Raw genomic sequence first — 15,034 nt, forward strand, 5'->3', positions numbered from 1 at the left:
GGTTAAACCATCTATTAATTTTGGAATCCCATTAACCAGCGACATTATGAAAACTGACAAAAGATTATTTTTTAGTGTTTTATTTATCGTATTATCCTTTCCTTTTTTAAGTGCCCAATATGGGTACGGCAATGGGTACGGATATGGATACGGAGGATATGGAGGGTATGGCAGACAGAGAAATAGCATTCCACAGGTACAGGAAACTCCCAAGGAGCCTGAAAAACTAACAGCGGAGCAAATTGTAGATCAGGAAATGCCGGGAATAACAGAAAAATTAGGTTTAAACCCGTTCGAAGAAGCAGTTCTGAGTACCACCTTAAAAAAGTATCTCCAGGAAAGAATTGAATTGCAGATACTGGATTTACCGCCCGATAAAATGAGGGAGAGTTATGAGAAAATTACGCAAAAGCAGGACGAAGAGCTTATGGCCGGATTACCTGCCGATAAATATGAGGCCTTTGTAGAACTACAGAAAAACGGTTTTAAAAAGGTCAAGGAAAAAAAGAAGAAAAAGAAAAAAAATAAATCCAAAACATAGCAAATGAAAAGACTAATCCCAGTTACATTATTTCTCCTTACTTTAACAACTTATGCACAAGGAGGCCAAGGCCCGCAAGAACCAATAAAAATAACTGGGACCGTTTTAGACCAAGAAACAGATCAACCCTTGGAATATGCCACATTGGTACTACAAAGTGTTAGAAATCCCGAAAAGGTTACTGGTGGAATTACAGATGTCAACGGACGATTTGAAGTTGAGACTTCACCTGGAAACTATAATATTAGTGTAGAATACATCTCCTACAAATCCTATAAATTAAACAATCAAAGCCTAAGGTCTTCCACTGATCTAGGTGTAATCCGCCTTTCTTTGGACGTTGCCCAGTTGGCCGAGGTAGAAGTAGTTGGCGAACGTACCACTGTGGAATTACGCCTGGATAAAAAGGTTTATAATGTAGGTTCGGATCTAACCGTCAAAGGTGGCTCTGTAACAGATGTACTTAGCAACGTACCTTCGGTCTCTGTGGATGTGGAGGGCAATATTAGTCTAAGGGGAAACGAAAGCGTTAGAATCCTTATCAACGGCAAACCATCCGCCTTGTCCGGTCTGAGTCCCGAGGCATTGCAGCAGTTGCCCTCGGATGCCATTGAAAAGGTTGAAGTAATTACCAATCCTTCCGCACGCTATGATGCCGAAGGAACTGCAGGTATTTTGAACATTATATTAAAACAGAGCAAGACCGCCGGGGTTAACGGATCGGTAAATCTCTACACCGGACATCCAGAGACTTACGGAGGTTCCTTGAGTCTAAATTTAAGACGGGATAACTTCAATATCTTTACCAACACCACCTATCGTTATCGCAGTGGCCCTGGGAATGCCTTGTTCGACCAGGAAAACTTTGACAGTAATGGCAATACGTTAAGCTATCAGAATGAAATAAGGGATTACCAGAGAAAGGACAAAAGCTTTAATACCAATGTTGGCTTTGAACTGTTTTTGGATGAGAGCAGCAGTATCACCAATTCCTTTGTTTTTAGCAAATCCAATGGGGACAACACCGTTAATGTGGATTTTTCAAATTTTGATGCCAATAGAACCCCTACCATCCAACGAAACCGTTTTACCAATGAGGACGAATTTGAGGAGGAGGTTCAATACTCCTTGAATTATCAAAAGAAATTTGAAAGGGAAGGACATACCCTTACCTTCGACTATCAATACTCCAAGGGAATCGACAACGAGAATTCGATCATAGAGGAAGTTATCCTAGGGGATAATATTGCCTTGGACACCGAAAGGACCATAGATGACCAAACACAGATATCCCAATTGGTACAAATGGATTACGTACTTCCTTTTGGAAAGGATAACCAGTCTCAATTTGAACTTGGCTATAGGGGTACTTTCAATAACAACAATACCGATTTTGACTTTGGCATTCAGCAACAGAATGGTGGTTTTAATAGCGACCCCAACTACAGCAATGAATTAAATTATAAGGAATATATAAATGCTGCCTATACGCAGTTGGGATCCAAATTTGACAAATTCAGTATTCTGGGCGGATTGAGAGTGGAGGCCTCCGATATTGGGATAGAACTGTTGAACACCAACGAACTTACCAATAAGGACTATGTAAATTGGTTCCCTTCCTTATTTTTGGGCTATGAGTTCTCCGAAAAGGAACAGCTTACCTTAAGCTATAGCAAAAGACTTAGAAGACCTCGTTCCAGGTTTATCAATCCTTTCCCTTCCAGATCAAGTAACACTAATCTTTTTCAAGGTAATGCGGATTTGGACCCTACTTTTACCGACGCATATGATTTGGGTTATTTAAAGCGATGGGACAAGTTTACTTTTACCACCTCTGGATACTTTAACAGATCTACCGGAGTGTTTCAATTTGTTTCCAGGGAGACGGGCGATTTTGTAACCATAGAAAATCCGGATGACCCACAAAATCCTATCGTAGTTCCGGTACAGGTGAGAAGCCCTATTAATTTGGCTACTGAAGACCGTATCGGTATGGAGTTCACCACTACCTATACACCCATTAGAAACTGGAGATTAACATGGAACCTTAATGCTTTCCAAAGGGATTTACAGGGAGACTATACCTATACCAACAGCCAAAATGAGGAAATTGTTCAAAATTTTGACGCCAACAATTTTTCTTGGTTTACCCGCTTTAGCGCTAAATTACCTTTGCCCGGAAAAATTGATTTCCAGACCAATTTCTTCTATATGGGACCTTCCGAAGATGCACAGAATACCAGCAAAGGTATGCTTAATTCGGATCTTGCCCTTAGCAAGGATATTTTAAAGGACAAAGGCTCTTTGACTTTAAACGTAAGCGATATATTCAATTCAAGGAAACGTATAACCGATACCAGAACGGAAAATGTTGCTACCTATAGCGAATTTCAATTTAGGCAAAGACAAATTACCTTGTCGTTTCAATACAGGTTCAACCAACCCCAAAACCAAAGAAATGGAAATAGGCAAGGTAGAAATGGCGGTGGGGAAGATATGGATTTCGAGGGATAAACCTTTTATCCACATGTTAAACATAAAAAGGGAGCCGATGGGCTCCCTTTTTATGTTTAAATATATTGTAATAACGAACCTTTATTGGTTGCGTTTCGCTTTTTTAGCCTCGCGCTTTTCCTTCAATATTTCCAAGATAGAACCTCCTATCCAGTAGGGAATAACAAAAGTCAATAAAAAAATCATCAACCAAAACCCAATGGTCAAGATGGTCAAAAATGCTAAAAACCCTAAATATTGGTCAAAATCGAACATGATTGCTATGTTTTTTAATGGTGGTACAAAGATATCAAAATCTAAGTTATTATTCCAAGGGGTATTTAAAATAATTTATCCTTAATAAACAATCTAACTTATTCCATCCAACCCCGAACAAAAAGAAACGGTCCTACCCTATCAATTATTTCAAGTTGTCCAAGATAAAATCCAAGGTACTGTTCTTGTTGCAATTCTTCCCAAAGGCCACATTGGTATGTGTTATATCGTTTGCCAAGCCCAGGTCCTTAAAACGATTTATAGTAGCCTCAGCCTCCATGGTAACCTTACCTGTCAATAAAGTATCCATGGATAAACCATTTTTATGTCGTTTATAAATCTTTTTCAATCCACTTAAATACAGGCGATCCTTTGTAAATCCTCCACCCCTATGAACCCGCATACTTATGGTAAAGGCTTTGTTCCGGTCCAGTTTGTACTGCCCGTGCAGCATATCGAAGGTATCCGAAAAACTATATCCCTTTATCAAACTGTCAGAGGCCAGGACCCTGTACGCCAACTCCTTTAATCTTTTTAAGGTTAAGGCTCCGCTCATATATTCGCTAAAAACCGCCAATCCCTCTTGGGTTTCCACGTTTTTCGGAAAACCGTTGGAAAAGACTTTTAACGGCTGTAACATGCCGTTATAGGTAGTTACCAGGTGTAGTCCAATCTCGTGATTGGCCAGGGTTAGTAGTTGATTTTTACTAAAAGTGGTGTTTTTCTTGATCAGGAGCGATTGGGTATTATTGCTTACCATGGCATCTGCAGCAATACTATTGGAAAATGAAATTTTTAAAGGGAATTGATATTGCTGGGCAAACTCTTCAAAATAAAGCTTTGCGTCCTCAGGAGTATATATTTTCTCCATATCCCCGGTTATGGGCTCATCGGTCACATGCAGAATAAACCTAGCGTTTTGTACATCCTTCTCTGTTGGAGTGCCATATACCCTAAGGGAATTGTAATAAAACTTTTTACCCTGGCCGATGGTCTCTATACACTGTATCATGTTGGCATAGTAATACACCACTTCCTGATAAAATTTCCTTATAGGTTCATCCTTTATGCGCTCCAAACGCTGGGAAAAGAACAAACGGTTTAATTTATAGGGATCAAATTGTAGTTTTTTATACTTAAATACAGGTTCGTCTACATACTTGGAGGCAAAAAAACGATGTTTTTCCTTTTCAATATTTAAGGGATTTAAATAGGTAAGTAATTCAATTTTTTTTACCAGCCTGTCCAAGTTGCCGTCTATTGCAAATACATTGGGGAACTGTTGTATAATTTCCCGGCTAATTTCTTTACCCATATCTACAATTATAATTTCATGCAGTAAGCCCGTAAAAATTCAATTTACAAAAGTTAATTGGCCCACAAATAAGTGGCAGTGCCAAAATTAAAAGGTTTTGATTTATTTGGTCGACTTATAATGGTCACTCCATTCCTTTACCTTGGGTTCCCCCAATTTGTCCACAGATTTTGCCACCATCATGGATACCGCAGCATCCCCTGTTACATTGACCACTGTTCTGCACATATCCAAGGGTCTATCCACAGCAAAGATCAATGCCAACCCGGCCTCTGGAATTCCGGCCTGGGCCAAAACAATGACCAGCATTACCATCCCTGCCCCTGGTACAGCGGCGCTACCTATGGAAGCCAAGGTAGCTGTAACTATAATTCCCAATTGGGCTCCAAAACTAAGATCCATTCCAAAGGCCTGTGCAATGAATACCGCAGCAACTGCTTGATAAAGACTGGTACCGTCCATATTTATGGTGGCCCCGATGGGCAATACAAAACTGGCAACCTCTTCTTCCACGCCTAAATGCTCCTCTACCCGCTCCATGGTCACAGGTAATGTAGCCGCACTTGAACTCGTGGAAAACGCCAGCAATTGTGCCGGGGAAATTCCATTTATAAAAAATGATGGTTTGCGTTTGGTAAATATCCATACAAACAAAATGTAGACCCCTATCATTAAAACCAAGCCCAACAATACACTTACCGAGTACCATCCAAGTGCCTTAAATAGATCCAAACTGGGAGATTCCACTACCAAAGCGGCCAACAAGGCAAAAACTCCGTATGGAGCGGCCAGCATAATTAAATCTATCAGCTTAAGAATTACTTCGTTGAAGCCGTCAAAAAATTTCTTTACCGGTTCTGCTTGCTCTGCTGGTATCAAGATTAAGCCAATTCCAAAAAAGATAGCAAAAAAGATGACCTGCAACATGTTTCCATTATCGCTGGCTGCGCTAAATATATTACTGGGCACCAAATCTTCCAAGGCCTGTAGTGGCCCGGACTCCTTTTGTTCATTGGCTTGGGATATTCTGGAATCGGCATCGCCTTTGTAATTTTCCACCAATTCGTTCCTCGTCTCCTCAGAAATGGAGGATCCTGGTTTAATTATATTTACAATGGTAAGTCCGATGGAAACGGCGATAACTGTAGTTACAATGTAAATTCCGATCGTCCTTCCCCCCATTTTGGAAAGTTTGGAAATATCCTTCAGATCGGAAACTCCTTTGATTAAGGAGGCCAATATCAATGGAACCGCAATGAGCTTTAGGGAGTTAATAAAAATATTCCCAAAAGGTTTTATCCAATCGGAGACAATTTTAGGGCCCCAATCGAACTGAACCATGGCCAAAGCAAAAAGAACTCCGCCCACCATACCCAAAATAATTTGCCAGTGCAATTCCAATTTCCTCATAACGACAATGATTTAGATTGGAAAGATAGTATTTTGTGGTACAAAGCACCAAAAAATATAAGGCTATAATTTTATGGTCCTATTCATCAAAGTATAATCGGCCATAACCAATGCGGCCATAGCTTCCACAATTGGCACGGCCCTGGGCACTACACAAGGATCGTGTCTACCCTTGCCTTGGGTGGTTACCTTGTTCCCTTCCCTATCTATAGTGTCATAGGGCTGTATAACAGTAGCTACCGGCTTAAAGGCTATATTGAAGTATATATCCATTCCGTTGCTTATTCCTCCTTGTATACCCCCACTATGATTGGTCTTGGTGGTACCATCGGTATTAAATTGATCGTTATGTGCACTCCCCTTCATCTTTACCCCTTCAAATCCACTTCCGTACTCAAAACCTTTTACGGCGTTAATGGAAAGCATGGCTTTCCCCAATTCTGCATGTAACTTATCAAAAACGGGCTCTCCCAAGCCTACTGGAACATTTTGGATTACACAGGTAATTACCCCTCCAATAGTATCGCCTTCCTTTTTGATTTTTTTAATGTATTCCTCCATTTTGGCCGCAGTGTCGGTATCCGGACATCGTACAGGATTGGATTCTATCAACGAAAAATCGAGTTCCTGGTAACTTTTATCAAGGGATAGCCCCCCTACTTGGGAAACATAGGCGTTTATTTTCATCTCCCCTAGAAATTGTTTGGCAATGGCGCCTGCAACAACCCTACTAGCGGTTTCCCTGGCAGAACTTCGTCCTCCTCCCCGATAATCCCTAAAACCGTATTTTTGGTCATATACATAATCGGCATGCGAAGGCCTGTAAGAGTCCTTTATATGTGAATAATCATGCGATTTCTGATTGGTATTGTGTATGGCAAACCCAATAGGTGTCCCAGTGGTCTTCCCTTCAAAAATCCCAGAGTAAAACTCAACGGTATCTGGCTCCTTACGTTGGGTTACGATGGCCGACTGTCCAGGTTTACGCCTGTCGAGATCTTTCTGAATAGCTTCCAGGTTCAATTCAATTCCTGCCGGGCAACCATCCAATACGCCGCCGATGGCCACACCATGCGATTCTCCGAACGTAGATAATTTAAAAAGGGTTCCAAAAGTATTTCCTGCCATATTCCTAAATAAAAGTTGTAGTATTGAAATGGTTTATTAGGGCATTTCCACCCCAAGGCACAAAGGTAAATCTTAAAACAGAGATACAAAAATAGAAACCCGGCTTATTGCAAATTAAAACAGAATTGCACCAACTTAATACAAACTTAACTATTTCCTTATTCTAATTTGATTTTACCTTCACATTCAATTTAAATCCAAGAGTTTAATTTGAGAAAATTCCACCTCCGTGAAAAAGCGACAAATAGATTTGGCAGTTATTTCAGACGTGCATTTAGGGACTTTCGGTTGCCATGCGGATGAGCTACTGGCCTATTTGAACAGTATTAACCCTAAAACACTCGTATTGAACGGGGATATCATTGATATTTGGCAATTCAGTAAGAAATATTTCCCTGCCACACACCTCAAGGTACTTCGGAAAATTATGGGAATGGCCACCCATGGTACCGAGGTATATTACCTTGTAGGGAACCACGACGATAGACTTAGAAGGTTCTGTGGCACCTCTTTGGGGAATATCCATTTTGCAGACCAATTGACCTTGGAGTTGAACGGTAAAAGAGCATGGTTCTTTCACGGTGATGTTTTTGATATATCCATTCGGAATGCAAAATGGATGGCCCAACTAGGAAGGCATGGCTACAGTCTATTAATACTCCTTAACCGAATCCTCAATTGGATCTTGGGCCGATTGGGACGCGAAAAATATTCCCTGTCAAAAAGAATCAGGAATAGCGTACATGACGCGGTCGGATTTATTCAAAAATTTGAACATACTGCCAAGGAACTGGCTATCGGTAAAAATTATGATTATGTTGTCTGCGGCCATATCCATCAACCCAAAAAAGAGATTTACCAAGGTGAACGGGGCCAATGTACCTATTTAAATTCCGGGGATTGGGTAGAGAATCTCACAGCCCTGGAATACACCTTTAAACGCTGGAAAATATACAGGTATAGTGCGGATAAACTCTCCCCCTTCTTTGCAGATGAGGAACTCAAAGGCATGGACATATATGAATTAATGACCGCCACCAACACCCGCGAAGAACCTGTACAAAAAAAACCAAAAAAGGCGAAGATTTAAGGGTCCCCATAGTTCACCCCACAAAATACATTTAAGCTATAAGCGCTTCCTTTAGAATAGAAATCGGATGCAAGGCCTTTCTTTGGGTCCCATCATAAATCTGGTGCCTACAACTGGTACCATTGGCAGCAATGATCACATCTTCTGCGGACTTCCTAACGGCCGGAAACAGCTTTAGCTCCCCCACCTGCATACTCACCTCGTAATGCTCCTTTTCATACCCAAAGGACCCTGCCATACCGCAACATCCGGAACTAATAATGGAAACTGTATAATTTTTTGGAAGATTCAATATGTCGAACGTTACCTTTTGATTGGAAATTGACTTCTGATGGCAATGTGTATGGATCTTTACAGTCTTGGTTTCCTGTGTAAACAGATCGGAGGTTAAAACGCCGGACTGAATTTCCCTGGCCAGGAATTCTTCTATTAAAAAAGAATTGGCAGCTACGGCATCCATCTTCTTCTTATCAAGACCAAAGCGTTTGTATTCATCCCTAAACGTAAGTATGGCGGAAGGTTCCAATCCTAGGATAGGGAATCCGCCATCCGTTAGCTGTGAAAGCTTATCCACATTCTTAATGGCCAATTTTTTGGCCTGTTTTAAAAACCCTTTGGAAATATAGGTCCTTCCACTCTCCGCATAAAAAAGTTCTACCCCATACCCCAGTCGCGTCAGCACTTCAATGGCATCCCTACCCAGTTCAACATCCAAATAGTTGGTAAATTCATCTATGTACAGCACCACTGTAGGCTTGGTAGTATTCACTTGGGCCTTAGCCCTTTGAAGCTCCTTATCAAAATTGAACTTATAAACTTTTGGCAAACTTCGTTGCGCTGCCACTCCAACGGTCTTTTTTAGCAAGCCCCCAATTATTTTGGAATCGTACATGGCATTGGTTATACCTGCCATACTGCTACCCAATCTATTGAGCTGGGTATTATAGGCAAAAAGCTTTGCTCTAAGAGGGTAGCCGTTCTCCTCTTGGTATTGATACAGAAATTCTGCTTTTAGGGTAGCCACATCCACATTGCTTGGACATTCACTGGAGCAGGCCTTACAGCTCAAACAAAGATCAAATACTTCCTTTAGTTCCTTATTGTTAAACTTATTGGCCTTTTCAGAGGAAGTCAAAAATTCCCTTAGGGTATTGGCACGGCCCCGTGTGGTATCCTTTTCGTTTTTTGTGGCATGGTAACTGGGACACATGGCTCCCGATACCTTATGGGTTTTTCTACAGTCACCGCTGCCATTACATTTTTCGGCCGCTTTTAGAATGCCCTCACTATCGGAGAAGTCCATCAAGGTTTCTATTTCCGGTTCCTGACGATCAATTTCATATCGCAGGGATTCGTCCATGGGGTAGGCATCCACAATTTTCCCCGGATTAAAAATATTGTTTGGATCAAAATAGCTCTTTACACGCTTTAGCAGCTCATAGTTCTTCTCCCCTATCATCAAAGGAATAAATTCTGCCCTTACAATTCCATCGCCGTGTTCCCCGCTAAAGGATCCATGGTACTTTTTGGTAAGCTTGGCCACATCTGTGGTAATGGCCCTGAACAAGGCCACATCGGTAGATTTTTTTAAATTTAGGATGGGTCTTAAATGCAACTCCCCTGCCCCTGCATGGGCATAGTAGACTGCATCTTGTTTATAATCCTTCATTATTTGGGAAAATTCGCCTATAAAATCCTTTAAGTCTTCCAAAGCCACTGCCGTATCTTCTATACAGGCAACCGCTTTACGGTCTCCCACTATATTTCCAAGTAGCCCCAATCCGGCCTTTCTAAGTTCGATGGCCTTGTTCACATCGGCCATCTTCAATATAGGACTGGCATAGCTTAAACCTGATTTTTTAACGGTCTCCAATAATTGCTGAAGTTGTTGGTCCAAGTCCTCTTCGGTATTGGACTTGACCTCCAACATCAATAATGCCGCGGGATCCCCTTCCACAAAAAATCTGTTCTCCAATTGGGTCCGGTTATTTTTGGTACAATCCAAAATTACCTTGTCCATCATTTCACAGGTATGCAGATTATGGGCCATTAGCGGGGCTACGTCCAACAAGCAGTCCTCCAGGGTTTTATAATGGGTAACTACCATGGCCGACAGTTTTGGCGGCAACTCGGTCAATTGTAGTACTATTTCCGTAGTAAAGGCCAAGGTGCCCTCACTCCCGCTCAATAATTTACATAAGTTGATGCCTTCGCCACTATCGCCAAAAATATTGTTCTTTAACAACTCGTCCACAGCATATCCGGTATTGCGCCTATGGATCTGGGGTTTTGGAAATTCCCTTACAATTTCGGCCTGTATTTCCTTGTTGCTTAATTCCTTATGTATATTGGTATAAATTTCCCCTTCAAAATTTTCCAAGGACATTTTACCCAGAAATTCGTTCAAGGAAAGATCCTTGAATTCCACCTTACTGCCATCGGATAAGTAAGTCTGTAAGGATACCACCTGATCACGGGTTACCCCATATTGGATAGAGGTGGTTCCCGAGGAATTGTTGCCCACCATTCCCCCGATCATACAGCGGTTGGAAGTGGAAGTGTTTGGTCCAAAAAATAAGCCGTAAGGTTCCAAATATAGGTTTAACTCGTCCCGGATCACCCCGGGCTGAACGGTTACCTGTTTTTTATCTACATCTACGGAAAGAATCTTGGTGAAATTTTTGGAGACATCCACCACTATACCGTCCCCTACACATTGTCCGGCAAGGGAGGTCCCTGCAGTCCTGGGTATTAAGCCAATTTTGTGTTCCCCTGCAAATAGAATTAATTTCTTAATATCCGCTTCGGTCTTTGGGTAGGCCACTGCCATTGGCATTTTTCTATATACGGAAGCATCGGTGGCATATAGGGTGGTCATTAATTTGTCTACAAACAAATCGCCCTCTAATTCACCCTTTAATTTATTTAGCATATTTTTATCCAACTCAAAACAATTTTGGCCACTAAATTAAGTTTTATTGTTTCAGATTAATAATGAATTTTTAATTTTTACATTAATTAACTTTAGAACACTTATGAAAATTTTAAAATTATTTACGCTTTTTATGTTATGTTCCTGGTTCTCTGTAAGTGCCCAAGAAATATCCGATCACACCATTGGTCTGCGCTTGGGGGACAGTGATGGTTTTGGGGCAGAAATCTCCTATCAAAAATCCTTGGATCGCGACAACAGATTGGAAGCCAACCTGGGATGGCGGGATAGTCGTTATTTTGATGCCTTTAAATTAACGGCCCTGTACCAATGGGTAAGGCCCTTGGATGGAAATTTCAATTGGTATTACGGCGCCGGTGGCGGTCTTGGCAGTGTGGATTTCGCTTCCAGACCGAATGGCAATGGCGGATACTACACACCCGATGGCGGGCTGTTTGTGCTGGCTGCCGGGGATATTGGTATTGAATACAACTTTGACATTCCTTTACTGATTTCGTTGGATTTTAGACCCGAAATCGGCATTGTGGGCTACAAAGATTTCTCAGATAATTTTGATTTTGATATCGCCTTGGGAATTCGCTATCAGTTCTGATATAAATAACTAATTACCATTTTATTGGGCCATGAATGTTCTTGTAGCATTTATGGCTTTTTTTATTACTCATTTATTAAGTACATTTGCGCCAATTAAAAGAAAACAACAATGAAAAAAATATTATTGTCCCTTACCGTAATTGTAGGAGTTGTAGCGTGCAACAGTAAACCCGAAGGTTTTGTATTGAACGGAACTTTGACCGGGGATGTGGAAAACGGTACCCAAATATTCATTAGAAAGATAGGAGAAAACAATCAGCCCTATGATATTGACACCACTACTGTGGAAAACGGAAAGTTTACCGTTAGTGGTCCTGCAGATTCGCCCGATTTAATTTATGTTTTTATTGATAAAATACAGGGATATACACCGGTCGTTGCCGAAAAAGGTGAAATAGAACTGAGTGCCCAAAAGGATAGTTTAAATTTTGCCAAGGTGAAAGGCACTGTACAAAATGATATTTTCTTTGATTATCTAAGTGAATCCAGGGCTTTGTCCGACCAGGCAATGTCTATTCAAAAAGATATGCAAACCGCCGACGAGGCCACAGTGAATTCCTTACGTGATGAGTTTGCCGAACTTCAGGAAGAATATAAGAATTTTGAGTTGGACTTCATTAAAAACAATCCAAATGGTCTTATCTCTGCTTTATTGATAGAAAAAGGACTCAATACAAGAATAGTGGAGAGCGAAGAAGCACAAAAAATGTATGATGCCCTGACCCCTGAAATAAAGGAAACCCAGCCAGCCAAAAACATCCTAAAAAGTTTGGAGGCGGCCAAAGCTAGGGAAGAAAAAGGCAAGAGTACGGCAATTGGCGCTACTGCGCCCGACTTTTCCGGCCCTACTCCGGACGGTAAGGAATTGTCCCTAAAAGAGGCAATGGGAAAAGTGACCATCATCGATTTTTGGGCCGCCTGGTGCAAGCCTTGTAGGGTTGAAAACCCAAATGTGGTAAACGTTTACAACAAGTACCACTCCAAAGGACTTAATATTATTGGTGTTTCCTTGGATCGAAAGGAAGAGGATTGGAAAAAAGCCATTGCGGACGACAAACTTAGCTGGAACCATATTTCCAGTTTGGACTACTTTAATGATGCCGTGGCCAAGCTTTACAATGTAGAAGCTATTCCTGCTACCTTTATTCTTGATGAAAATGGGGTTATAGTAGCAAAAAACCTAAGAGGTCCTGAATTGGAATCGAAAATTTCAGAACTCTTGCAATAACAACATTTAATAAATTTAATAAGGAAAGGCCCGTAACTATTTTACGGGCCTTTTTACATCTTATCCAGCAGTCCGGCATCCATAATGCAAGCCCCTGCAGTCCATGCTCCTAAAAGAAAATAAAAGATATTCAACCTCAGGGCAGGCCTGCCTGCCGACAAAGGTAGGACTGTCTGTCGAAAAAGGTAGGCCCTGAACCCAATAATAGGAATCGACCCTAGGGTCGTGTTATGGAACCCAGATCCCGCCGAAAAAGGCGGGATTAGTTCAACTTGCTATTTTAAGTGCGTCTTACCGACTTCTCAAAATTGAGTTTCACTAATAAAGTTGCGTTGCATAAACCCACTGCCTTCCTATATCTTGCCCATTTTTCCAAGAATAAAAAGTATCACGATGGGCAAAGCCAATAAAAGCACTACCAATGTATCTGTAACCAATAGATCGGGCTTAAAGAGCAAGGTTACCAAATAGCCACCAATAGCACCTCCAAAATGGGCAGTATGCCCAATATTGCCCAATCTGGTTTTCATTCCGTAGATGGAATAAAACAAATAAAGTATCCCTAAAACATAAGCGGGCAAAGGTATAGGAATGAACATAATTCCCAAACGCATCCCGGGCTCCAATAGGATGGCCGAATACAGTATTCCTGTAACCGCTCCACTGGCCCCTACGGCACTGTAATAGGGTTCGTTTTTATGAAAGTACAATGCCAACAAACTTCCCGCAACCAGGCTAATAAAATAAAGGATTACAAACTTACTGGGACCAAACCAATCAATGACCACGTCTGCAAAAAAATAAAGGGTGAACATATTAAAAAACAGATGGGAAAGGTCTACGTGTAAAAAGCCCGAAGTAAGCATTCTATCTTTCTGTCCCGCCTGAATTGCACCTACACCAAACTTGTAGCGTTCAAAGAAAGTCTGGTTATTAAAACCCTTTAAGGAGGCAAGTACATTGGCAGCCATAATGGCAATGGTAGCGAGATGAAGGTTATTCATGAAGAAAACTATTATTTTTAGGTTCAAATATAGCTATATTTGCCCTAATTATATCTGCATGCAGTTCATAGTATATATTTTAGTTTACCCTCTCCTATGGCTTATTTCCATATTACCCTTTAGACTTTTCTATTTTTTTTCGGACTTTGTCTTTATTATACTGTTCTATGTGGTGGGCTACCGCAAAAGAGTCGTATATGAAAATCTTGCAAGGGCATTCCCCGATAAGCCAACAAAAGAACTAAAAGGAATACAAAAGGAATTCTACCGTCATATGTGCGATATGTTCCTGGAAATGGTAAAGACCTTGAATCTATCAAAAGAGGACCTAAAGGAACGCTATAAGATCATCAATATTGAAGTACTTCAGGAAATAGTCAAAAATAAGAGCGTTCTCATCGTATGTTCCCATTACGCCAACTGGGAATGGAACGTAAGTATCAATAATTATGTACATGCCAAAGGATATGCCGTATATCAAAAGATTGGGAATTCCTATTTTGATGATCTGATAAAGAAAATAAGGGCCAAATGGAACACCACCCTAATAACCCAGCAAGAAACCGTAAAAACGGTATATAGGAATGTACAAAACGGGGTAATTTCGGCATACGGTATGGTAAGCGACCAATCCCCTCAAGCAAAAAGGGCCCAATATTGGAGTGAATTTATGGGCGTTAAGGTTCCTATTTTTAATGGACCGGAGAGCATGGCCAGAAAATTGGACCTAGCTGTAGTATTCCTAAAGGTGTCCAAAGTAAAAAGAGGGTATTACCAAGCAGAATTCATCCCCATTACCACTGCCGGCAGCAAGACCAAAAAACACCAAATTACGGACCAATTCCTCAGGTTGACCGAAGATCAGATACGGGAAAAGCCAGAGTATTACCTTTGGACACACAAACGTTGGAAACATCGAAATAAAGTACCCGTGGAATTCCAATAGGAATAGGCCTATTACGATAAATTTTTGAACATCCGGAAGCAAGCCAAAGGGCCCAT

Annotated in this window: 12 protein-coding genes; 6 read left to right on the plus strand and 6 right to left on the minus strand. The window is 41.1% G+C overall.

What is annotated here, in order from left to right; translation table 11 throughout:
- Positions 1 to 46: 46 nt before the first annotated feature.
- Both C7972_RS18265 and C7972_RS18270 read left to right on the plus strand, forming a co-directional pair.
- Positions 47 to 541 (plus strand): hypothetical protein, encoded by a 495-nt coding sequence (locus C7972_RS18265; protein ID WP_110357604.1) that lies wholly within the window; start codon positions 47 to 49, stop codon positions 539 to 541.
- Between the two features lie 3 nt (positions 542 to 544).
- Positions 545 to 3,055, plus strand: a complete 2,511-nt coding sequence (locus tag C7972_RS18270; protein ID WP_110357605.1) for a TonB-dependent receptor domain-containing protein — start codon at positions 545 to 547, stop codon at positions 3,053 to 3,055.
- Positions 3,056 to 3,136: 81 nt separating this feature from the next.
- Here the strand turns inward: C7972_RS18270 and C7972_RS23910 are convergent, their stop codons facing one another.
- From C7972_RS23910 to aroC, 4 genes are all read right to left on the minus strand, one after another.
- Positions 3,137 to 3,310, minus strand: coding sequence for a hypothetical protein (locus C7972_RS23910; protein WP_093980103.1), 174 nt, complete (start codon positions 3,308 to 3,310; stop codon positions 3,137 to 3,139).
- 145 nt (positions 3,311 to 3,455) lie between these two features.
- Entirely contained in the window at positions 3,456 to 4,625 is a 1,170-nt protein-coding gene (locus C7972_RS18275; protein ID WP_110357606.1) for a flavohemoglobin expression-modulating QEGLA motif protein, read from the minus strand.
- A 102-nt stretch (positions 4,626 to 4,727) separates the two neighbouring features.
- Entirely contained in the window at positions 4,728 to 6,035 is a 1,308-nt protein-coding gene (locus tag C7972_RS18280; RefSeq protein ID WP_110357607.1) for a dicarboxylate/amino acid:cation symporter, read from the minus strand.
- Between the two features lie 63 nt (positions 6,036 to 6,098).
- Entirely contained in the window at positions 6,099 to 7,163 is a 1,065-nt protein-coding gene (aroC, locus tag C7972_RS18285) for a chorismate synthase (RefSeq protein WP_110357608.1), read from the minus strand.
- Between the two features lie 229 nt (positions 7,164 to 7,392).
- Between aroC and C7972_RS18290 the strand changes: the two genes are divergently transcribed.
- Positions 7,393 to 8,253, plus strand: a complete 861-nt coding sequence (locus C7972_RS18290; RefSeq protein ID WP_110357609.1) for a UDP-2,3-diacylglucosamine diphosphatase — start codon at positions 7,393 to 7,395, stop codon at positions 8,251 to 8,253.
- 31 nt (positions 8,254 to 8,284) lie between these two features.
- On the opposite strand, the gene C7972_RS18295 is transcribed toward C7972_RS18290, so the two are convergent.
- Positions 8,285 to 11,185 carry an FAD-binding and (Fe-S)-binding domain-containing protein gene (locus C7972_RS18295; RefSeq protein WP_181422932.1) on the minus strand — a complete coding sequence of 967 codons (2,901 nt, stop codon included), beginning with the start codon at positions 11,183 to 11,185 and terminating at the stop codon, positions 8,285 to 8,287.
- Between the two features lie 103 nt (positions 11,186 to 11,288).
- Here C7972_RS18295 and C7972_RS18300 point away from each other — a divergent pair, with 103 nt between their 5' ends.
- Complete coding sequence (locus C7972_RS18300; protein ID WP_110357611.1) at positions 11,289 to 11,798, plus strand: hypothetical protein; 510 nt, start codon at positions 11,289 to 11,291, stop codon at positions 11,796 to 11,798.
- Positions 11,799 to 11,909: 111 nt separating this feature from the next.
- Positions 11,910 to 13,028, plus strand: a complete 1,119-nt coding sequence (locus C7972_RS18305; RefSeq protein ID WP_110357612.1) for a TlpA disulfide reductase family protein — start codon at positions 11,910 to 11,912, stop codon at positions 13,026 to 13,028.
- Between the two features lie 353 nt (positions 13,029 to 13,381).
- Here the strand turns inward: C7972_RS18305 and C7972_RS18310 are convergent, their stop codons facing one another.
- The gene (locus C7972_RS18310; protein WP_110357613.1) at positions 13,382 to 14,032 is read right to left on the minus strand and encodes a rhomboid family intramembrane serine protease; all 651 of its coding nucleotides are present in this window, start codon (positions 14,030 to 14,032) and stop codon (positions 13,382 to 13,384) included.
- Positions 14,033 to 14,090: 58 nt separating this feature from the next.
- Between C7972_RS18310 and C7972_RS18315 the strand changes: the two genes are divergently transcribed.
- Complete coding sequence (locus tag C7972_RS18315; protein WP_110357614.1) at positions 14,091 to 14,978, plus strand: lysophospholipid acyltransferase family protein; 888 nt, start codon at positions 14,091 to 14,093, stop codon at positions 14,976 to 14,978.
- The last annotated feature ends 56 nt before the right edge of the window (positions 14,979 to 15,034 follow it).

It is taken from the genome of Arenibacter sp. ARW7G5Y1 (genome assembly GCF_003201775.1).
Taxonomy (GTDB): domain Bacteria; phylum Bacteroidota; class Bacteroidia; order Flavobacteriales; family Flavobacteriaceae; genus Arenibacter.